This window comes from Mucilaginibacter sp. P5_A4 (assembly GCF_056400605.1).
Map to the genome: position 1 here is coordinate 1 of NZ_JBFUKX010000016.1, position 20,832 is coordinate 20,832.

Here is a 20,832-nt window from a genome sequence, read left to right on the forward strand (position 1 = left end):
TCATGCTTTTACAAATTATAGTTATCATCAGGAACCTCTTTTAAGTCTTTGCTCATGTTAATAGCTGATCAGGTGCGAAACCTGTCAATAGGTACTGTTCTGACTTTAAGAAATAAAAAAGGAGGATAACCCTATACCGTCAACATCATAATTACTACGTGTCATGCCCGGGCGCAAAGTGCCTCCTTTTATTCTGATTTATATAAATATAAAGATATGAGCCCGGGCCGCAGGTATTGCCATTTATTTCGCCCAAAAATGACCAGGACGCTAAGGAAAGCCAGAAAGTCACTTTGCGCCTTTGCGATCTTTGCGCGAAAAACCTCTTAACTTAATGGCATTGCGCGTGCGCCAGCAGTGGGGAGTCAGCGGATCACTTATAATGACGTATTTACAAACCACTGATTATCAGTACTATTTTTAATATAATCTATGTCATTGCGAGGAACGAAGCAATCGCATGCTATACAGAGCGGACCTGCACAGTTCGCGATTGCCACGCTACGCTCGCAATGACATCGCTGTTATGAGCCCCCAAAAGCCAGCACGTCATCCCCATTTTTTCCAGGATTATCCTGATGATTACTCGTAATGACGTGTTTTCAAAGACAGTATCTGAACGCAGTGAAGCATCTATTATTTGCCATGCTTCTTCGCCCTGTACAGTCTGCGAATAGATCCTTCACTCCGTTCAGGATGACAAACCTTTTAAAACATATCCCCGGCCTCAATACCTTCCGGTACGGCCTGCTCTGCACTCCAGTGTTCGGCAATCTTATCCTGCTCAACCCTGAAGATGTCATAAAGCACAAACGCCTTCCCTCCTCTTTTAAATTGAGACTGAACTACTACAAAATCTCCTTCGGCGATTAACCGGTGAATTTTGATATCACGATCATGCCCGGCAAACAGGTAATCCACCAGGTTTTTACCGCTGCTGATTAAGGATGGATCGTGCTCAATGTAATCCGGCTTAATAAGGCCGGCAGGCAATTGCTTATTGATAACAGCCTCATAAAACCTGTTCACCACCTGTTTACTATTTTGTGCCGATGCAGTTTCGTGGATAGCTGATGTGCCATTGGTGGCGGTAATGGACTGGCCGGTTTGGTCGGGCATTTCCTGTATAACATCCCAATGTTCGGCCAGCATACCATCCTTTAGCTTAAACAGATCGATAACCACCAAGTGTTTGCCCATGAATGTAATATCCAGGTGAGTTATAACCAGGTCGCCTTCCTGAATGCACCTGATGATGGGCGACGGGGCGTCGGCCGGTGGCAGCGGCAAGGTTTTTAAATAGTTGATCATAGCGGTGATGCCTGCCCTACCCTGGGCAACGGTTGGGTTATGTTGTTTGTAATCCTCCAACACAAATTCGGGGATGAGTTCGGCCTTGCGCTGACCGACGATCAGCTTATAAAACAATAGTACTTTTTGTTTATTTGATAGGATATTCATGTTTGTATTTTACTTTAATGGCCAGACTTATGCTTATTTAAAACACATGAGCCAAATGCCGATATATCTGTATATTTCTTTACAGAAGTGTAATATTTATTGATAAAACTTGAAGATTAGCGCTGAAAAATTATGGCATAGCAAACACTTGCGCCGGGCATTCAGCGAATCAGAAAACCTGGATTAACAGGCCGGATTTTTGGCAATCCTTGTTGGGTATGTTGTTAAAGTAATTATGGTATAAAGATAGTTTTTTAGGATGAAGGATTTATGGACAAAGGATTTTTGGATAAAGGATTTATGGACGAAGGATTTTCGGACAAAAGACTTTCGGACAAAAGACTTTCGGACAAAGGATTTATGGACAAAGGATGAAAGACTTTTTTTAATATAGATTTTGGGGAAAGGGGATTTAAATACCTGTTAATTCATACTAAAAAAGTGTTCCAGGTTGATGTTTTTATTGGGTGTACGACAACACGTGTCGTACATAATTTTTTTTAATACCTACACAAAAAACTCATTGTCAATTTATTACAACCAAATTAATACTGTTTCATGATTTTTTCCTGCACATGTTCACTTAACTGAAACGGAACACCTGATCACTAAAACTCAACCGGAACTTTATAAAACCTGTTATCAAAATTCACTAAAAACAGTTCGGTAGTGGCACGGGTAACGGCGGTATAAAACCAGCGCAGGAAATCCATGTTGATCATTTCGTCGGTTACGTAGCCCTGGTCAACAAAAACGGCATCCCACTGGCCACCCTGGGCCTTGTGACAGGTAATGGCATAGGCGAATTTGATCTGCAGGGCATTGTAATACGGGTTTAGCTTCAGCTCGTTATGCATGGCCCTTTTATTGGTAAGGTGGGCATAATCTTTCATAACCTCCTCGTAAAACTTCTTTTGATTTTCCTGTGATAAAGCCGGCGAATCGGCATACAGGGTATCCAGCAGTATCTTACAATCCAATACCGGGTCTTCGGCATAATCAATAAACTCTATCTGCACATCGGCGAAACGGAAGCCATACATATCCTCTGTACGGCGCACCTTCCTGATGCGGGCAATATCGCCATTGGCAATAAAATCGGTACTGTTTTCGTCATTATCCTTAAGCCAGAAGTAGTTATTTTTAACCACCATGATCTGGTCGCCCCCGGTGAGTTCTTCCTCGCGGTACAGTATCCGGTTGCGGATCTGCCCGTTATATAGGTTAGCGTTCTTGTTTGAGCGGCAAATAATAAGCGTGCGATCATACCCATACTTATTATAGGCGTAGTTTAATCCCTCCTCCAGTCGCTCGCCCGTCATCCTGAAAACATCCTTATAGCCTTTGGTAACTATTTTAGGAGTAGTTATTTCTTCCAGGCGGATGATATCGCGGATAGCCGTAGCATTAAACAAAATCCCCGAATCCTTTTGCTGGCGAAGCACATCCGTAAGTTCATACTTAAAAACATTAAGCCTGAACTTCCCTTTCATGATCTTTTCGTCGAGCGCAGGGCTGTTATCAGAGCCTACAGGCGGTAGCTGGGCGGTATCGCCTACCAGTACCAGTTTGCAATTTTTATCGTTGTACGCGTACCTTACCAGGTCGTACAGCAAAGATGCATGGCCGGCAACGGGTTCATCACTTATCATTGATGCCTCATCAACTATAAACAGCGTATCGCTGGCCAGGTTATCGGCAATGGCAAAACCGCCATCCATTGTAAGCGCCGATTTTTTACGGTAGATGCGTTTATGAATAGTGAAGGCCTTTTTACCCGAGTAATTGGTGATCACCTTGGCAGCCCGCCCGGTTGGCGCCAGTAATACCGACCGGTAATTGTATTGCTTCAGTGCTTTTACAAGCGCCCCCAATACCGTGGTTTTGCCGGTACCGGCGTATCCCCTCAGGATAAAACATTCGTCGCCGTCACGGCTCTGTAAAAAGGCATGCAGGCGGTCAAACAGTTCCAGTTGCTGGCCGGTTGGGGTATGCGGAAATGCTTTGCGGATATGATCAATTTCTGCCACTTTACAAAAATGATGATAAGTAATTGAAAAACCTTTACCCTTACTAAAAAGCTAACAGGATTAGTTATAAATTTGGCCATGGAATTTAATGAAGATAAGGTAGAAGAACAAGAAGAGGATTTTGTAGATATCTATTCAAAACGGGCCATTTTTGGTTTTTCTATTTTCAGTTTTTTATTTGCCGGCGTGTTGCTTATTCTTAATTTATGGGCGGCCGGGTATAAAAAAGTTATAACCCAGGTTTTACTTTTCCTGGTGGTTTTTTATTTAATATATATTAATGCAATAAGGTATTCGGGCATTAAGATAGATCCTGAATTAATTAAAAAGGCTTCGTCGGGCACGCCCTTAACATTTACCCAACTATTACCAATGTTGGAGCTTATGGGCTTAATTATAGCACTCAACATTATAGCGGGGCTAATACTAACAAGATACTTCTTTAAAAAGTATTTTCCTGACGATGATTATTATCCTAAACCTATCTGGCGGCCCCTAATTATTTACATTCTTTTATCTCTTTTTTCAAGGTTCCTGGTTTAAAGTTTCACCCAACAATGAAAGCATATTTAATAGTTGCCTATAGGGTATCTGCTAAAAAATATTACTTTTGTTAAACTGGCATGAGCGAACACAACTACAATTACCATGATGATACCTTTAGCCTTGATAAGGCGCAAGGTTATAATTTATTGATACAAATTGATAAAACATCGTTTTCGTACGCTGTAAGCGATCAAAACAAACTTATCGCCCTGGCTGATAAGCACCCGCTGGATGAATTAAACGATCCACAGGAATTGTTAGATCTGTTATCGGCAAGCTATAAAAATGTAGTTATCGGTTTACCCGCAACCGGCTTTTCGCTTTTGCCACAAAGCCTTTTCAACCAGGATAAGGTAGCCGACCTGGCCCGTTTCCTTGATGTAAAGGCAGACGAAAAGGTTTTGAGCCAGCCATTAGATAATAAAAACATCATTGTTTATAAAACACCCGGCGATGTACTAAACGCTGCAGAAGAGTTTGGTTTACGTAATACCGTATTTTCATCAAAAGGATGGCTAAATGCCATAGCCAATAACCAGCCCGGCGACAGTGACCTATATTTGAATATCAACGGTGAAACGGCTGAAATAGCCAACTTCGGCTTTAGTAAACTGCGCTTTTATAATACTTTTGAGTTTACCGGCGAAGATGAACTGGCTTATTTTGTATCGTTAGTAACCAGCGAACTTAGTTTACAACCCGCCCACACTTCTGTTTATGCGAGTGGAGAGGTTAATGCCGGCGATAAAAATATGAGCCGTTTAGCTGAGTTTTTTGGCAAAGCGGAGATCAACACTGTAACGCCACTTCTGTTACCTTCAGAAATTGAAGGTCATAAAATACTGTCACTTTCTGCTCTTTCATTATGCGTATCATCGGAGGCTCTTTAAGAGGTTTAAGGCTTAACCCACCTAAAAACCTTCCGGTACGCCCTACTACCGACCTGGCCAAGGAAGCCTTGTTTAATATCCTGCTAAATCAAATAGAATTTGAGGGTATCAAAGTACTCGATCTGTTTAGCGGCACAGGCAATATCTCGTTGGAGTTTGCTTCCAGGGGCGCTGCCGAAGTTATATCGGTTGACCGCAGCATTCATTGTATTAATTACCTGAAAGATACATCGCGCCAGCATAAGCTAACCCAAATAAAAGCTTATAAAGAAGATGTGTTCAAATATCTCCAGATAGAAACGGAACAATATGACCTTGTATTTGCCGACCCACCCTATGACCTGAATAAGATTCCCGATATACCAAAAATTGTTTTTGAAAGGAATATTCTCTTGCCTGGCGCATTATTGATAGTTGAGCATCAATCAATGCAAAACATAAGTCAGCACCCGGCTTTTGTGGAGCAGCGTAAGTATGGACATTCGTCTTTTTCGTTCTTTAGGAACAAATATTAATGAGTTTTATTGAAAAAACCTAAACTTATCCAAAATGAAAAAATATCTATTAATATTATTAAGTTCAAGCCTCCTGAGTTGCCGTGTTGGAACTTCTGGTACCTGGGTAAATGCCAATATCGAGCCTGATATAAAAAGTAAAATTGACCAGCTAAACAAAACACTTTATAACGACATCCAGAAAAAAGACGCAACAGGTTTGAAACAACTAATGTCTCCGGGATTAATAGAAAAATCCGGGAAATTAATAGATAGCCTTTCCCAACCTGGGAGAGTCGTTAAGCGAAACCAGTTATGAGGTCATAGATGAGTATTACACTAAAAATACAACCACTAAAGTCCCCAACACACTTATATCCAGCATTACTAATCACAGTGGTTATGTGGTTAATTATCTTGCCCTCAATGAAGAGATGTACGTTTCTTTATTGAAAACCACCAAATCAGTCAATAGCATGATGATTATCGCAGTATACGGAAAATACGGCAGCGATTGGAAACTGAATATCATTCAATTCGGAGCTTACGCGATAGCAGGTTACACAGCATCCGATTATTATGACACAGCCCAAAAATTACGTAATTCGGGCGACATTGTTGATGCAGCGGACATGATTATTACAGCATCGCAAATTGCAAACCCGGGAGGGCCGTACTTTAAGTACAAAAATGAGGACGAGATGAAGAATTTTTACGCCAAAGTTATCAAAGAAGCTAACACTGTTTATAAATTCCCCATTACAGTTAGCGAAATAAAAACAAAGCCGGTTATTTTTGGTGTTAACCCTCAGTTTATAGGTGAGAAAGGACGCGAGGGAATTTACCCCATTATCAATTATAAAACTAACATTCAGCTAACTGATACTGCTGCCTTACGGTTAGAGAATAATTATTTACAAAAAAACATTGCCGGCATATTTAACGGCATCGTAAAAAATAATAATCACATTCTATACCAAGCCTTTGATCAATTGCCGGGCGGAGGCAAGCCAATGCATCGCTATGGTTTTGTACAAAAGATAAAATAGTTTTAAATAGCCGTCCGGAATTACTACTCTGCCTTCAAAATAGTCAATGCTGTATTTTTGAAACGGCTAAGTTTTTCATCCTGGGCATTAGTAATAAGAGCGTCAACTTGGTTTATATCGGCAAATTTCAAATAAGTTTCGTTACCTATTTTACTGGCATCGCATAACATATAGGTAAAAGCACTTTGGTTAATATAAGCGGATGTTATTTCTGCCTCAAGTTCACTATTTGCAAATAAACCGTTTGGCGATATGCCGTCAACCCCTAAAAAAGCCTTACCGGCCCTGTACCGGCCAATATGCTCGTTGGCTGCTTTGCCATGTACGGCCTGCCTTTTACTGTCAAACTCGCCCCCTATTACATTCAGGGATACCTGGCAGTTTTGCAACTCATAAATAACAGGCAGCGAGTTAGTAATCACCTTTATTTTTTTGTTTTTTATAAACTGGCACAACCTAAAAACGGTACTGCCACAATCCATAAAAATAATATCCCCGTCGTGAATATGCTCGGCGGCTTTGCGGCAAATGTTGTCTTTAACGCTTGAATTTTGGGCCGCCTTATTTACAAAGTCCTGCGGTTTTGCTAAAGGATCAACCTTCATGGCACCGCCATGAGTACGGTAAAGTAAACCATCGCTGGCAAGCTGGTTTAAATCGCGCCTGGCAGTTATCTCCGAGATTGCCAGTGTTGCGGCTAATTCTTTAATATCAACCTCACCTAAACTACTTAGTTTATCAAGTATTTTCTGTTTTCTTTTTTGAAAGCTCATTTAAATATCGTTGATTTGTTCAAAAATAATCATAATCGATCAAATTCAATCAAAATGTATGAATAAAATAAAAATCTTAAATATCGATATCCTATCAAATAATTGGTATACGCTAAATAAAATAACCTTTGAGGCAACAAAAAAAGATGGTACGGTATTGTTGCTTAGCCGTGAAGCCTATGACAGAGGCAACGGTGCAACCATCCTTTTATACAATACCGCTAATAAATCCGTAATACTTACCAGGCAATTCCGGATGCCTACTTACATCAATGGTAATACAAGTGGAATGCTCATAGAATGCTGTGCCGGGTTACTTGATAAGAATAATGCAGAAGATTGTATAAGGAAAGAAACTGAGGAAGAAACCGGCTACCAGGTTATCAACGTAAAAAAAGTGTTCGAGGCCTATATGTCGCCGGGATCGGTGACAGAAATACTTTATTTTTTTATAGCCGAGTATACAAAAGACATGAAAGTTGGCAATGGCGGTGGCCTCGACGAAGAGAACGAAAATATAGAAGTGCTGGAATTACCATTCGCCGAAGCCTTGCAAATGATGCTCAATGGCGAAATAAGAGATGCTAAAACCATAATGCTTTTACAATATGCCCAGATTAATAATTTAATATCATGACGAACAAAATTTTAACAATATTAATAGCGGGCCCGTACCGTTCAGGCACAAATGATAACCCGGAATTAATGGCAGAAAATTTAAGAAAAATGGAAGAAGCAGCACTTCCTATATTCAGGGCCGGCCATATCCCTGTAATTGGCGAATGGTTTGCGCTACCTCTTTTAAAACAGGCAGGCTCAAAATACCCGGGCGATGAAGCGTATCAGGAAATTTCATATCCTGTATCGCGGCGGATACTGGCCAAATGCGATGCCATTTTAAGGATTTCAGGTGAATCTAAAGGAGCTGATGAAGATGTTAGGATAGCAAAAGAACATGGCATAAAAGTTTATTACCAACTGGAAGATATTATAGCGCTTTAAATTCAATCTAATATAATCAAACATTAAAAATCATTGTTACTTTTGGTGGAAGCATTAACACTACCCTATTATGAAGATCGCTCTTTTCCCGGGTTCGTTTGATCCGGTTACCAAAGCCCACGTCGACATTGTGAAAAGATCAGTTGATCTGTTTGATAAGGTTTACATTGGGATTGGTGCAAACAGTAGCAAAAAGGGCTTATTAAGCATTGAAACCCGGGAGCAAATGCTGAGAGCCGTTTTTAAGCACGATGACCGGATTCATATTATAGCTTATGAAGGCCTTACGGTCAACTTTTGCAAAAGCATTGGCGCCACGTACATGATCAGGGGAATCCGTACTGTATCCGATTTTGAGTACGAAAAAGCCATTGCTCAAATGAACCATGCCCTTGTGCCCGATATTGAAAGTATTTTCATAGTAAGCAAACCAGGCTATTCATCCATCAGCTCAACCATAGTGCGCGAAATTATGCGCCACCATGGCGATGTTGCCCAATTTATCCCTTCTGAGGCATTAGCCTATTTATAGCCAGTTTTTCTTTATGTAATACATCCAAAATAGATGGAAAGGTATTATCAATTATAGGTTCAATATGATGTTTTTCAAACCAGCGCACATCGGTAATACCTTCTTCTTTTTGCGGCTTTAACTTTTCCCTGCCCTTGCAATCCATGTTAAACCAGTGTGTTTTCTTAAGCACCACATCACCACGGTTAATATAAACATGGTAAGTTTTACATATTTTATCTTTAAGCTTGCTTACTTTTATACCACACTCTTCCTCTACCTCGCGCACAGCCGCCTCTTTTACCTTTTCGTCCTTTTCAATTTTACCCTTTGGCAAGTCCCATTTATCATTACGGTAAATAAATAAATAGTGCCCGGCGGTATTCTTAACAAGGCCGCCTGCGGCCTCAATAAGTGTTATATTTTTCTTAACAGATCTTAAAAACTCTTTGGCGTTATTGCATTTTATATAGAACAGTTTTTTGGGATTAGCCAGTATCCAGGTGTAAATTATTTTAAGATCAAAGGTCTCTGCTTCAAGCTTTTCATAACTTTCAACATTATGAGGTTCTGATTCTGTTAGCAGGATAACCTTTTCGTTAATATAAATTCTGTATTTTTGAGCCATGTTTAATAATAATGAGATAGAACAGCAGGTTGCCGAATTCCTGCTGCAAATTAAAGCAATTAAATTACAACCTAATAATCCTTTTACATGGGCTTCAGGATGGAAATCGCCTATCTATTGCGATAACCGCGTAACGCTCTCTCATCCATCAATACGTACCTATATCAGGCAACAATTAACTGTTATTATCCAGGAAAAATTTGGTAGTGTTGGCTGCATAGCAGGTGTTGCAACTGCAGGTATACCCCAAGGCGCATTAGTGGCGCAGGAATTGGGGCTTCCGTTTATATACGTACGTGCCAAAGCAAAAGAACATGGCACCGGGAGTTTAATTGAAGGAGATATAACTACTACTACTGGCAAAAGAGTTGTGGTTATTGAGGACCTGATATCAACCGGAAAAAGCAGTTTGCAGGCTGTTGACGCGTTGAAAACCGCTGGTTTTGAAGTTGCAGGCCTTGCAGCCATATTTAGCTATGGGTTTGATGTAGCTACAGAAAATTTCAAGAATGCAGGTTGTCCCTTTGTTACTTTGTCAAACTACAATGCACTGATTAAATACGCCGGGGAAAACCAATATATTACCGAAAAAGATGTTGCTATTTTAAAACAATGGCGCGAAGCACCCTCGACATGGGGACAAATTGCATCGAGTTAAAGAGTTGATTTTAAGTTCGTAAGATTGAAGGATTTTGACTAATACTTTTCCCCTTGTCTCAAACGGAAGACCTCAACTAAGTTAATCTAATTTCTCACATCTACATCAATGACTACATTCACCAGTGCTACCAGCATCAACAAACCCATAACTGAGGTATACACTTACCTGGCCGATTTTAATAATCACCAGAAACTAATGCCTGATAACATACAGGAATGGGTATCTACCGCAGATGAGGCCAGCTTTAGCATACCAAATATGGCCAAACTATCATTAAAAATAGAAAGCCGCATAACTAATGAGGAAATTGTGATTGTACCGGCAACAAAACCACCGTTCGATTTGAAATTAAAATGGTCATTATCTTCCAATAATGACCATACAAATGTCCTTTTTACAATTAATGCAGATTTGAACATGATGTTAAAGATGCTCGCCTCGGGGCCTCTGCAAAAATTAGCTAACCATGAAACACAAAMCTTAAATAATATATTAATTTAAGTATGTGTTGCAGGTTTTATGGTAGTAATTAATATACCTTCCGTTTTTGTGTATTATTAATGGCTATCACAATATTTACGATGATCAAACCTACAATTAATGCTCCCATGACTGGTATTGTTTAATAAATAATAATAAAGAATATAAGAATGTTAAGTCAAAGGTTATACCATTTATCTGGCATTGGTGAATTATGCTTTATAACGTATAAAAAGGGCATTTAGTTTCGTTTGTGCAAATATTTTGAGCAATTGTATCCACGGTTGCCAAAACAATTGGGGAAAACAGGGATACACCCTTATCCCAGTCTCCACACAAACATAATATCGGCTTAGTTTACCATAAAACGAAGTATTTACCTTATTTTTGCGGCAAATTACAGGTGCAGCATGATCACGGTATCCAATCTATCTCTACGTTACGGTAAGCGTACATTATTTGAAGACGTTAATCTTAAGTTTTCGCAAGGTAACTGCTATGGCATTATAGGTGCCAACGGTGCAGGAAAATCAACATTTTTAAAAATTCTTTCTGGCGATATCGATCCAACCAGTGGCTCGGTGAGCTTTACGCCCGGCGAGCGAATGGCTGTATTAAGTCAAAACCATTATGCGTTTGACGAATTTTCGGTGATTGAAACCGTTATGATGGGCCATAAGGAGATGTATGCCATTATGAAAGAAAAGGACGCCATTTACCTGAAAGAAGATTTTACTGATGCAGACGGAGAACGCGCAGGGGAGCTGGAAAACCTTTTTGCCGAAATGGATGGCTGGAATGCCGAAAGCAATGCTGCTACCCTATTAAGTAACCTGGGCATTAAAGAAGAATTTCATTATAACCTTGTAAAAGACTTGGATAATACTCAAAAAGTACGCGTGTTATTAGCACAAGCCCTTTTTGGCAAACCTGATATTTTACTATTGGATGAGCCTACCAACGACCTGGACATCCATACCGTAAGCTGGCTTGAAGACTTTTTAGCCTCGTACGAGGCGATTGTGCTGGTAGTATCACACGACAGGCACTTCCTGGACACTGTGTGTACCCACGTGGTTGATATTGACTTTGCTAAAATGACCATTTATACCGGTAACTATACATTCTGGTATGAATCGAGCCAGTTAGCCCTGAAGCAACGTTCTGATCAGAATAAAAAGACAGAAGAGCGGGTTAAGGAGTTGCAGGAATTTATACGCAGGTTTAGTGCCAACGCATCAAAATCAAAACAGGCTACCAGTCGTAAAAAAGCGTTGGATAAGATCAATATAGATGAGATCCAGCCTTCAAACCGTAAATACCCGGGAATTATATTCAATAACCTTGGCCGCGAAGCTGGTGACCAGATTCTGCAGGTTGAAAACTTAAAGAAAAGCCTTAATGGCGAACTGTTATTCAATAACATCAGCTTTACGGTAAACAAAGGTGATAAAATTGCTATCCTCTCTCAAAACAGCTTAGCTACTACCGCACTGTATAACATTTTAACCGGCAGGGATACCGATTATAAAGGCAGCTTTAAATGGGGTGTTACCATTAATCCGGCCGATATTCCTATTGATAATGCCGAATACTTTAAAGGCAAAAATGATAACCTTATAGATTGGCTGCGCGAATACTCGCCAGGTGAGAAAGATGATCAGTTTATTCGTGGCTTTTTGGGTCGGATGTTATTCTCTGGCGAGGAAGTATTAAAGAAAAGCAATGTATTATCAGGTGGCGAAAAAATGCGCTGTATGTTTAGCCGTATGATGCTACAACAAGCAAACCTGCTGATGTTTGACGAGCCAACCAACCACCTCGACCTGGAATCGATCACAGCGCTTAATAATGGCATGAAGGACTTCAGGGGAACCATCCTGTTCACTTCACGGGATCATGAACTGGTTGAAACAGTTGCCAACCGTATTATTGAGCTTACCCCAGGTGGTTACATTGATAAGCTGATGACTTATGATGAATATATCAACAGCGCAGTAGTTCAAAAACAACGCGAAGATTTGTACGCTATGGTTTAAAAGTCCGCAAGACGGAAAGTCAGGAAGTTAGAAAATGACAAATTCTTCCGGACTTTCCGACTTCTATACTTTCCGACTCAAATAAAAATTTGCATATTTGCAACCCGGCAAAAAAACCGGAACGACTTGGTAGCTCAGCCGGTAGAGCAACTGACTCTTAATCAGTGGGTCGAGAGTTCGATCCTCTCCCAGGTCACGAAATTTCAAAAACCGCTTCTAATGACAATAGAGGCGGTTTTTACTTTTTGATTCATTTTTAAACCAGCGTTTCCCGTTAATAGAAATCACTTTTCGAGTTCGATCCTCGTAGGGTCATTCCAATAGTACAGCGGGAGCAGCATTGCTTCATTCGACCACTCTTTGGGAGCTGAATCTCGACGAGAGTTGAAAAAATCGGCTTTTATGAAACAGCTATACAATCCAAAACTGAACGGCTCAATGTGAGGTTTGTTACAGTGCACCTATTTTATTCTATATAATTTTTTATATATCAATAAATTATAAGTTTGTAAGAGCGATTGAGTTTTAATATTTCAAATGGATACATATACTTTCCATATTAATACCTACGACCTGGCTTTCTTTGGTACAATCTTTATCGGGCTCACTTTTATCCTGCTTTTATGGTTCACCAAAAGGATAAACCGGGCTGCAAACCGGCTTTTGGCCCTGGCAATGGTTACGATTGTTTTGTGGATAGCCCGGATATTGGGCATCCACATCGCGCTGTCAACTTACATTACTAATTGGAGCCGGCTGCCACTGCAATTTTCGCTTGTTATTGGCCCCCTTATTTTCTTTTACGTGCTTAAAATAACCCGGCCTGAATATAAATTCCGGACTAAGGATTTGCTGCATTTTAGTCCGTTGGTGCTGGAATTGAGTGCCCAGGCATTGGAAGTTAGGGATAGTATAAATACCGGTGCAGCTACTTATGAAACGCCGGCCTTTCAGCAATTGAACCCGGTATTGCAATTGCTGGCGTTTGTATCAGTCACAATTTACCTTTACCTGGCTCACAGGCAGATAGGAAGCTTTTATCAGCGCTTAAAATTTTATGATGGCGACCGTTACCGCAACGAGTTACTATGGTTGGATCGTTTGCTTACCGCATTCGGTATGCTATGGTTACTATGGATACCGTTTACAGCAGTTGACTATTTTTATTACCATGATAAATCAGGGGCACAGTATTATTTTCCTTTGTACCTGCTTTTCATATCCCTGATCATTTGGATTGCTGCAAAGAGCCATTTAAAAGCAGAAACTCCTGAGAAGACGGATATTACCATAAAGTCATTATTACCGGCAGATTTGAAGCAAAAAGGCTCCTGGTTAAAAATAGAAGTAAAGGAAAAAGGGCATTACCGGGATGCGGAATTAAGCCTGAGCTCTCTTGCTGAAAAACTTGGATTGCATACTCATGAAGTATCCCGAATTATTAATACAGTTTTCAAAAAAAGCTTCAACGATTTTATCAATGAATACCGTGTTCGCGAGGTTGCGCTCAAAATGCAGGACCCGTCCTATGATCATATCACGCTGCTTGGTATTGCCTATGAGTCAGGCTTTAATTCACAAAGCAGCTTTCATCGTATTTTTAAGCAATTTACAGGCAAAACCCCTTTAGAATATAAAAACCACCTTCAAAAAGTTCTCCCATCTTATAACTTGAGAGGTTTTACCCAGACTATGCCGCTAATATTGAGCCATGTAAACCCTCCGGGGTGGACACATGAAAAATTAACCGACAGTCGTATGTTTAAAACTTATTTTAAAATTGCATTCCGCGGATTTTGGAGGCATAAGCTATTTACACTGATAAATATTATCGGTTTATCCATCGGTATAAGTGCTTTCCTGGTCATTTACCTTATTGTACACTACGATTTTACGTTTGATAAATTTCACAAGGACAGCGACCGGATTTACCGCGTTGTTATGAACATGTCATTTCAGGGACATAAGAACTATTCGAGCGGCGGACCTGGTCCACTGGCTGAGGCGATTAAAAGCCAGGCCACAGGAATAGAGGAAATTACGCCGGTATATACACTGTCGCCTCATTTTGTCTATATCGACAAAGATAAAAAGGCACAAAAGCGGTTCAAAGACCTGGACAGGATAACACTTACCGATCAGCAATATTTTAAAATTTTTAATTATTTATGGCTTGCCGGCTCATCGCAACACGCGCTTGATGCGCCCGGCCAGGTGGTATTAACATCCCAACAAGCCAGGCTTTACTTCCCTTCGTTATCATATCATGAAATGATTGGTAAAGTAGTTACCTATGATACCCTTAAGACAACCGTTAGCGGGGTAGTTGAAACACTTACTGAAAATACCGACTTTACCTTTCATGACTTTATTTCCTTTAGTACGACCACAACTAACAAACGTTTTTCTGCTGATTTAAAGATAAACACCTGGGATCGCATCCCTTCGGCATCGCAGGTTTTTGTAAAGCTGGCACCGGGCATCCCGGCACCTGGGGTTGTAAAACAGATCAATACCATTTTCAATAAAAGTAATCCGCCGGGTGTCGGAGTAAAAGGGTTTGCAGACAAGGTGGATCTGGCTTTACAGCCATTGGACGATATTCACTTCAATCCCGACTACAATATTTTTAATTTCTCATCGCCGGCCAGCAAAACAACACTTTACGGATTATTGGCTATCGGTATCTTTTTGTTGTTGCTGGCATGTATCAATTATGTAAATTTAACTACCGCCCAGGCCGCCCAAAGGGCAAAAGAAATTGGCATCCGCAAAACTTTGGGTAGCAGCCGGATACAATTAGTAGTTCAGTTTTTAAGCGAAACATTTTTTTTAACATTCTTTGCGGTTTGCATATCGGTAGTGCTTGCGCCAATTATTTTAAAAATGTTTGCCGACGTTATATCCCCGGATATTCATGCCAATATGCTAAGGCCGGATGTCATACTCTTCCTGCTGATTTTAACTGTGGTAATAAGTATTTTGTCGGGTTTTTATCCCGCAATTGTGTTATCGGGCTACAAGCCCGCATCGGTGCTAAAAAACCAGGTGCAGGGCAATAGTAATAAAACGCGAAATGCGTGGCTCCGTAAGTCGCTTACGGTTTCGCAGTTTGTTATAGCCCAATTTTTATTGATGGCTACTATTTTGGTAAGCAGGCAGATTTATTACGCGTTACATAAAAACCTGGGGTTTAAAAAAGACGCCATCCTGGTTATTAATACGCCCTGGCAAAACACTAAGGCCAGCAGCAACCAGGTTCTGCTGAACGAGTTTAGGTTGATGCCCCAGGTTGCCCTTGTGGGTTTGGGTAATGACCCGCCTTCGGCTAATGTATATAATTGGCTGCTCGGTACTTACAACGATGGAAAAAAACAGATAACAACAGATGAAGTGACATTTAAGTCTGGTGATGAAAACTACATCAAAATATACCAGCTAAAATTACTTGCCGGCAGAAACATAAGCGAAGCCGACACAGGGAAAGGAATCATCATCAACAATACTTACACTAAACTATTAGGGTTTACTAACCCCCATGATGCTATTGGGAAGCAGTTGAAATACGGTGGCGGCAAAGGCCGAAATGTAAGTATTATTGGCGTAGTTACGGATTTTTATCAATGGTCGCTGCATTTCCCCATTCATCCATTAGTTTTATTTTCCGGTAGTCCAGACAGCCGACCAATGATGACGTTACATATTAGTTTGAAACCTGAAACCGCAGGTGGTAATGAGTGGAAAACCGCAATTACAAATATGGGAGAGGCCTGGAAGAAGGTTTATCCCGACGATGATTTCGATTGCCATTTTTATGATGACACGATAGCCAGATTTTACGACGAAGAACAACAAACATCAACCCTGCTCACCTGGGCAACAGGTTTCTCGATATTGATTAGCTGCCTCGGGCTGTTAGGACTCGCCATTTACACCACCAATCAACGAACAAAAGAAATTGGCATACGCAAAGTATTTGGCGCAAGCGTTGCTCAAATAGTAACCCTGCTATCAACCGAACTGATATCGCTTATTTTACTCGCTTTTATCATCGTAACGCCAATTGCATGGTATGCCGTAAATAAATGGATGGAAAGCTTTGCTGACCACGTAGCTATTAGCTGGTGGGTATTCGTGATCAGCGGCGCAGGGATGCTGATAACAGGATTATTTACCTTAAGTTTCCGAACCATTAGGGCTGGTATGGCCAACCCGGTGAAGAGTTTGCGAAATGAATAAATTTATAATGCCCATATCAATTAATATTTTACTTGAAACCATTTACGTTCCATATAACCCTTTGTGACGCTGCGTTCTTTGCAACGATCTTCATCGGGCCTACTATTGCCGTTTTTTGTGGTTTGCCAAAAGGACAAACCAAACAGCAAACCGTTTTTTGGCCGTGGCGCTGGCTATTGCTGTTTTGTGGATTACCCGGATATTGGTGATCGACATTCAGTTGGGTGCTTATTTCCCTCATTGGAGCCGGCTGCCGCATTCGTTTAAAGCCACTATTTTCTTTACATCCTCAATAAAAGTGTTCGACATCTGTATTTTAGGGTCACTTAGGTAAATGCCCTATTCCGGACATTTACCTTCATACCCAACCGTCTAATTCCGAAAACTACCAACAGGCAATTCTGGAACACTTTGACCATGTTAACTTTTTGATTATTAATTGTGATTTTCCTTGTATATGGGTAACCATATTGTCGCGAATCCGAAATACATCTCCTACATCCGCCGCTGTCTGGGAACCAGGATCGCACTAATAAATGAACTCTTACTTTTTGCTAAGGTTTTTTGCTTACCCAAATTCTATTAAAGTATAATTTTTCGTTTTCTTTAGGGCTTGCCTTTAAGGTAACCTTATAAAAACCTTCTTTAGGAAAATCAAGTACACCAATTCGGTTATTCACAAATTCGTCTGTATAACTATCATGAGGCTCTACAACCACCTTTCCGGTGGGTTTTAACGTTTGTGATAAATTCTGCTCGCCTGCGCTAATGTTAACCGGCATTCCGGTTTTTGAGTCATTATGATATGATATATCTACATTATAAGTTCCGGGGCCGGGGATATAAATCTGCCATACAACTAAACCATCTTTATCTATTATCAAATGAGAAGGGCGTAGGCCATCAAATTGCACCTGTTTATATTTTGAAGGATTTTCTGTGTCATTTTCACTACTTAAAGCAAGCCCTCCAAAGGTAGATTCGGCCACGGTCTTTTCATCAAGCTCCAGTGGTTGTGCATACTGTAATGCAATTACCGAAACAAAATGATCTGCGGCAACCCGGGGCAATTGAATATGGGTATATAGGCCTGATTGCGTAAAGCGCAATGCCATTTTACCAGATGGCGTTATCAGCTCTGCTTTTTCGGGCTTTGATAAAATTCCGGTTAAACGTAGCACATGATCTAATGGCCAGTTATACACCTGCAGGTAAACGATCTGTTTTTTGCCCAGCTTTTTTGTGGTTATCCGCCCCCAATCATGTTGATTAGGCCGCAATTTAAGACCAGTACACCCATAAACAGATTCTCCGTTTTTAGAAAGCCATGCGCCCATCTCATCCAATCTCGTTACATCTTCGTAGGGAACGGAACCATCCGCCCTTGGACCTATATTTAAAGTGAATCCTCCATTGAGGCTAACATTACCTATTAAAGATTGTAATAACTGGCTGGTAGACTTATACTCATTCTCCAGGGCGTTGTACCCCCATGAATGTGCAATTGTTCCCGAAGTTTCCCAGGGATGGTTTGTATATACCGCACCCAGTTGGTTGTCGCCCATGGTTTCAAAATCAATGCCCGGATCACTTGCCGGTAATCCCAGCCTGGAATTTATAAGGCAACCTGGTTGTAACTCATGTATCAGCTTGATGACCTGATCCAGTTGCTCCTTTTTTACAATAGTGGATTTATAATCTATCCACATATCAAACCAGATCATAGCGATGTCACCATAATTGGTTAGTAGTTCGCGCAATTGCGGCAAAACTTTTTCCTGCCAATATTTATTGTATCGCTCATCAGTAATCCGGCCGGTTATTTCCTGGTTGTGATCCCAGCCATTTGGATGTTCCCAATCAAGCCAATGCGAATAATAAAAACCCAGTTTCATATTATGTTTTTTACACGCGGCGGCTAACTCCTTAATCACATCCCTGTTTGTACCGCTAAGTTTACTAAGGTTAATATCGCTTACTTTAGAATTCCAGATAGCTATCCCATCGTGATGCTTGGCAGTAATAAGGATATATTTCATTCCTGCCTTTTTAGCCAGCAATACCCATTGCTCCGGGTTTATTTTATTCCAATCAAACCGTTTTGCCAACTGAACATATTCATCTTGTGAAATACGATTGCGGTAGCGAAGCCATTCTGCATAATTATTTCCGTTTCTCAGGCGTTCGCCTTTCCATATTCCTTCCGCGCCACTATATACGCCCCAGTGAATGAACATCCCAAAACGGGCATCGGTAAACCATTTAACACGGTCATGATGACTTGAGAGCTGCTGAGCGCCGACAGGGAGCAAAGTGGAGATAAGCCATAAAAAAAGGAAGATCCGTTTCATAATTTTTTATTTATTGTTAGTGATAATATTCAAATTTCTTTTGCCTCAGGTACAGATGGATGATTACCTAAACAGATATAAGAAATAATAATCCTGATGTAACAAAATTCATCAGGATTATTATTCAACAATTGTTTTAATAGCTAATAAAGCGTGCTTTGAATATTAATATCCTTTCGTCGGTATCAAATTAGGATTATTTTGCAACTCAATACTCGGAATAGGAAACAAAAGCTCTCTTTCGGTTAAAACGGGGCCATAAGAGAATTTATGCCCAACGTATTCGTCAAACTGTTTGGAACTAACATTAAACGCTTTTCGAAGACGGGCCATATCGAACCAGGTAACATCTTCAAAACATAATTCATACCAGCGTTCTTTCCAAACAGTCTCGCGAAACTGATCTTTTGACAGGCCGGCCAGGTTTGGTAACTGCGCCCTTGTTCTTATCCCGTTAACAGCCTCATACGCTTTTCCTGTTGGGCCGCTTACTTCGTTGGATGCTTCGGCATATACCAGCAGCACATCAGCATAACGGATAAGCGACCAGTTAAGATCGCTGTTGGCTGTATTGGTTTGTGCATCAACATCAAAAAGTTTGTAAAGGAAGTAACCCCCTAAATTCACCTCAATTTTCCTGTCATCCTGATTTGTAAATTTGGTAAAAAAGAACTGCCCTTCTTTGGCGCGCAAATCGGCCGGGGCGTACGATTTTACAAAATCTGCAGTGGCGTAAATACCACCGGTTTCTGCAGAATACGCAGAAATATTTTTGTTATAAGGAATAATTAATGACTGCCAGCTACCGGGGATAACCTGTGTTTTAAATTGGATCATAAAAATATTTTCCTCAATATTCTTCTTGTTCGGGTTGTGTAAATCAGAATAGTTATCAAACAGCTTAAATTGTTTTGAGTCAATAACCTCGGCTGCTTTTTTTGCGGCCAGGTCATAATAGTCATTACCCTTTTTTAACGGATACCCAGCCATAGTAAGGTATACTTTGGCCAACAATGATTTTACCGCCCCCAGGCTTACCCTTCCGCCCGCATCTACCCATGGTAATCCTGCCGCCTCGGCCGTTGTTAAATCACTCACAATCAATTTGTAAACATCTTCCGGGGTTGCCTGTTTGGGTTTCAATTGCGATGAGGTCAAATCAATGGGCTCGGTAATCAAGGGTATATTACCAAACATTTGCACCAGGCTGAAATAATACCAGGCCCTTAAAAAATAGGCTTCCCCAAGCAATTGTTTAACTTGTGTGGCATCCATGCCCGCTATTTTGGGTATGTTAGCTATAGAAAGGTTGGCATTGCCAATACCCCTATAATAACTTCGCCAGTAGGTTTGTCCATAGCCATTTTCTGCTGTATTTTTCAAGTCTTTTATAAAATAGCTATTAACCGCCTGCCCCAAATCGGTGGCCGCCTGCCCCGTAGCAAATTCTGTCATTGTCCAGGCTGCGCCACCAAAATCACCAGACATCGGATCGCGCAAGCTCGCATAAATAGCATTTACGGAAGTTCTGGCCTGTTCTGGTTTGGTAAAATACGCTCCCACCGTAAAGTTGCTCGGATCTGTCTCGTTTAAAAATTTAGAACAGCCGAATAGCCCTGATATGCCAACTATTAATGCCAGCAAACTATATTTCTTTATTGTTTTCATTTTTCCTTGT

At 40.7% G+C, this 20,832-nt stretch carries 19 protein-coding genes and 1 tRNA gene; 13 read left to right on the forward strand and 7 right to left on the reverse strand.

The window, feature by feature from the left end:
• Positions 1–708 precede the first annotated feature (708 nt).
• Positions 709–1,461 carry a nuclear transport factor 2 family protein gene (locus AC1DQW_RS11885; protein WP_477454277.1) on the reverse strand — a complete coding sequence of 251 codons (753 nt, stop codon included), beginning with the start codon at positions 1,459–1,461 and terminating at the stop codon, positions 709–711.
• 608 nt (positions 1,462–2,069) lie between these two features.
• Positions 2,070–3,491: an ATP-dependent DNA helicase gene (locus tag AC1DQW_RS11890; RefSeq protein ID WP_477454278.1), complete on the reverse strand. Its 1,422-nt coding sequence runs from the start codon at positions 3,489–3,491 to the stop codon at positions 2,070–2,072.
• A gap of 78 nt (positions 3,492–3,569) precedes the next feature.
• On the opposite strand from AC1DQW_RS11890, the gene AC1DQW_RS11895 reads away from it, so the two are divergent.
• The 5 genes from AC1DQW_RS11895 (at position 3,570) to AC1DQW_RS11915 (ending at position 6,470) form a co-directional block, all read left to right on the forward strand.
• Complete coding sequence (locus AC1DQW_RS11895; RefSeq protein ID WP_477454279.1) at positions 3,570–4,034, forward strand: hypothetical protein; 465 nt, start codon at positions 3,570–3,572, stop codon at positions 4,032–4,034.
• Between the two features lie 80 nt (positions 4,035–4,114).
• Entirely contained in the window at positions 4,115–4,927 is an 813-nt protein-coding gene (locus AC1DQW_RS11900; RefSeq protein WP_477454280.1) for a DUF3822 family protein, read from the forward strand.
• Complete coding sequence (gene rsmD, locus AC1DQW_RS11905; protein WP_477454281.1) at positions 4,903–5,442, forward strand: 16S rRNA (guanine(966)-N(2))-methyltransferase RsmD; 540 nt, start codon at positions 4,903–4,905, stop codon at positions 5,440–5,442. The genes AC1DQW_RS11900 and rsmD overlap by 25 nt, the downstream gene beginning before the upstream one ends.
• Positions 5,443–5,476: 34 nt before the next feature.
• Complete coding sequence (locus tag AC1DQW_RS11910) at positions 5,477–5,740, forward strand: hypothetical protein (protein WP_477454282.1); 264 nt, start codon at positions 5,477–5,479, stop codon at positions 5,738–5,740.
• Positions 5,741–5,897: 157 nt separating this feature from the next.
• The gene (locus AC1DQW_RS11915) at positions 5,898–6,470 is read left to right on the forward strand and encodes a hypothetical protein (RefSeq protein ID WP_477454283.1); all 573 of its coding nucleotides are present in this window, start codon (positions 5,898–5,900) and stop codon (positions 6,468–6,470) included.
• Positions 6,471–6,493: 23 nt separating this feature from the next.
• On the opposite strand, the gene AC1DQW_RS11920 is transcribed toward AC1DQW_RS11915, so the two are convergent.
• Positions 6,494–7,243: a DeoR/GlpR family DNA-binding transcription regulator gene (locus tag AC1DQW_RS11920; protein WP_477454284.1), complete on the reverse strand. Its 750-nt coding sequence runs from the start codon at positions 7,241–7,243 to the stop codon at positions 6,494–6,496.
• Positions 7,244–7,301: 58 nt separating this feature from the next.
• On the opposite strand from AC1DQW_RS11920, the gene nudK reads away from it, so the two are divergent.
• The 3 genes from nudK to coaD all read left to right on the forward strand — a co-directional run bounded on the left by nudK (position 7,302) and on the right by coaD (position 8,777).
• A complete protein-coding gene (gene nudK, locus AC1DQW_RS11925; RefSeq protein ID WP_477454285.1) occupies positions 7,302–7,880 on the forward strand; it encodes a GDP-mannose pyrophosphatase NudK in 579 nt (192 codons plus the stop codon).
• On the forward strand, positions 7,877–8,245 hold the full coding sequence (locus tag AC1DQW_RS11930; protein WP_477454286.1) for a DUF4406 domain-containing protein: 369 nt from the start codon (positions 7,877–7,879) through the stop codon (positions 8,243–8,245). The genes nudK and AC1DQW_RS11930 overlap by 4 nt, the downstream gene beginning before the upstream one ends.
• Positions 8,246–8,315: 70 nt before the next feature.
• Entirely contained in the window at positions 8,316–8,777 is a 462-nt protein-coding gene (gene coaD, locus AC1DQW_RS11935) for a pantetheine-phosphate adenylyltransferase (protein ID WP_477418243.1), read from the forward strand.
• On the opposite strand, the gene AC1DQW_RS11940 is transcribed toward coaD, so the two are convergent.
• A complete protein-coding gene (locus AC1DQW_RS11940; RefSeq protein ID WP_477418245.1) occupies positions 8,746–9,384 on the reverse strand; it encodes an NUDIX hydrolase in 639 nt (212 codons plus the stop codon). The two genes, coaD and AC1DQW_RS11940, sit on opposite strands and share 32 nt — an antisense overlap.
• On the opposite strand from AC1DQW_RS11940, the gene pyrE reads away from it, so the two are divergent.
• From pyrE to AC1DQW_RS11965, 5 genes are all read left to right on the forward strand, one after another.
• Positions 9,383–10,042: an orotate phosphoribosyltransferase gene (gene pyrE / locus AC1DQW_RS11945; RefSeq protein WP_477454287.1), complete on the forward strand. Its 660-nt coding sequence runs from the start codon at positions 9,383–9,385 to the stop codon at positions 10,040–10,042. The genes AC1DQW_RS11940 and pyrE overlap by 2 nt on opposite strands.
• 108 nt (positions 10,043–10,150) lie before the next feature.
• Positions 10,151–10,546: an SRPBCC family protein gene (locus tag AC1DQW_RS11950; RefSeq protein WP_477454288.1), complete on the forward strand. Its 396-nt coding sequence runs from the start codon at positions 10,151–10,153 to the stop codon at positions 10,544–10,546.
• Positions 10,547–10,935: 389 nt separating this feature from the next.
• Positions 10,936–12,564, forward strand: coding sequence for an ABC-F family ATP-binding cassette domain-containing protein (locus AC1DQW_RS11955; RefSeq protein WP_477454289.1), 1,629 nt, complete (start codon positions 10,936–10,938; stop codon positions 12,562–12,564).
• Positions 12,565–12,687: 123 nt separating this feature from the next.
• Positions 12,688–12,760: transfer RNA gene (locus AC1DQW_RS11960), tRNA-Lys, on the forward strand.
• Positions 12,761–13,101: 341 nt separating this feature from the next.
• Positions 13,102–16,803 (forward strand): ABC transporter permease, encoded by a 3,702-nt coding sequence (locus tag AC1DQW_RS11965; protein WP_477454290.1) that lies wholly within the window; start codon positions 13,102–13,104, stop codon positions 16,801–16,803.
• 28 nt (positions 16,804–16,831) lie between these two features.
• Here AC1DQW_RS11965 and AC1DQW_RS11970 read toward each other — a convergent pair whose 3' ends face one another.
• The 3 genes from AC1DQW_RS11970 to AC1DQW_RS11980 form a co-directional block, all read right to left on the reverse strand.
• Positions 16,832–17,062, reverse strand: a complete 231-nt coding sequence (locus AC1DQW_RS11970) for a hypothetical protein (protein WP_477454291.1) — start codon at positions 17,060–17,062, stop codon at positions 16,832–16,834.
• 295 nt (positions 17,063–17,357) lie between these two features.
• Positions 17,358–19,154: an alpha-L-fucosidase gene (locus tag AC1DQW_RS11975; protein WP_477454292.1), complete on the reverse strand. Its 1,797-nt coding sequence runs from the start codon at positions 19,152–19,154 to the stop codon at positions 17,358–17,360.
• A gap of 165 nt (positions 19,155–19,319) precedes the next feature.
• Positions 19,320–20,822, reverse strand: a complete 1,503-nt coding sequence (locus AC1DQW_RS11980) for a RagB/SusD family nutrient uptake outer membrane protein (RefSeq protein ID WP_477454293.1) — start codon at positions 20,820–20,822, stop codon at positions 19,320–19,322.
• Positions 20,823–20,832 lie beyond the last annotated feature (10 nt).

Coding starts and splice junctions, on each gene's coding strand:
- AC1DQW_RS11970 (WP_477454291.1), bottom strand. CDS start 17,062: ATGCGGCAGCCGGCTCCAATGAGGGAAATAAGCACCCAACTGAATGTC.
- AC1DQW_RS11965 (WP_477454290.1), top strand. CDS start 13,102: ATGGATACATATACTTTCCATATTAATACCTACGACCTGGCTTTCTTT.
- nudK (WP_477454285.1), top strand. CDS start 7,302: ATGAATAAAATAAAAATCTTAAATATCGATATCCTATCAAATAATTGG.
- coaD (WP_477418243.1), top strand. CDS start 8,316: ATGAAGATCGCTCTTTTCCCGGGTTCGTTTGATCCGGTTACCAAAGCC.
- AC1DQW_RS11885 (WP_477454277.1), bottom strand. CDS start 1,461: ATGAATATCCTATCAAATAAACAAAAAGTACTATTGTTTTATAAGCTG.
- rsmD (WP_477454281.1), top strand. CDS start 4,903: ATGCGTATCATCGGAGGCTCTTTAAGAGGTTTAAGGCTTAACCCACCT.
- AC1DQW_RS11975 (WP_477454292.1), bottom strand. CDS start 19,154: ATGAAACGGATCTTCCTTTTTTTATGGCTTATCTCCACTTTGCTCCCT.
- AC1DQW_RS11915 (WP_477454283.1), top strand. CDS start 5,898: ATGATGATTATCGCAGTATACGGAAAATACGGCAGCGATTGGAAACTG.
- AC1DQW_RS11920 (WP_477454284.1), bottom strand. CDS start 7,243: ATGAGCTTTCAAAAAAGAAAACAGAAAATACTTGATAAACTAAGTAGT.
- AC1DQW_RS11955 (WP_477454289.1), top strand. CDS start 10,936: ATGATCACGGTATCCAATCTATCTCTACGTTACGGTAAGCGTACATTA.
- AC1DQW_RS11940 (WP_477418245.1), bottom strand. CDS start 9,384: ATGGCTCAAAAATACAGAATTTATATTAACGAAAAGGTTATCCTGCTA.
- AC1DQW_RS11930 (WP_477454286.1), top strand. CDS start 7,877: ATGACGAACAAAATTTTAACAATATTAATAGCGGGCCCGTACCGTTCA.
- pyrE (WP_477454287.1), top strand. CDS start 9,383: ATGTTTAATAATAATGAGATAGAACAGCAGGTTGCCGAATTCCTGCTG.
- AC1DQW_RS11910 (WP_477454282.1), top strand. CDS start 5,477: ATGAAAAAATATCTATTAATATTATTAAGTTCAAGCCTCCTGAGTTGC.
- AC1DQW_RS11895 (WP_477454279.1), top strand. CDS start 3,570: ATGGAATTTAATGAAGATAAGGTAGAAGAACAAGAAGAGGATTTTGTA.
- AC1DQW_RS11980 (WP_477454293.1), bottom strand. CDS start 20,822: ATGAAAACAATAAAGAAATATAGTTTGCTGGCATTAATAGTTGGCATA.
- AC1DQW_RS11900 (WP_477454280.1), top strand. CDS start 4,115: ATGAGCGAACACAACTACAATTACCATGATGATACCTTTAGCCTTGAT.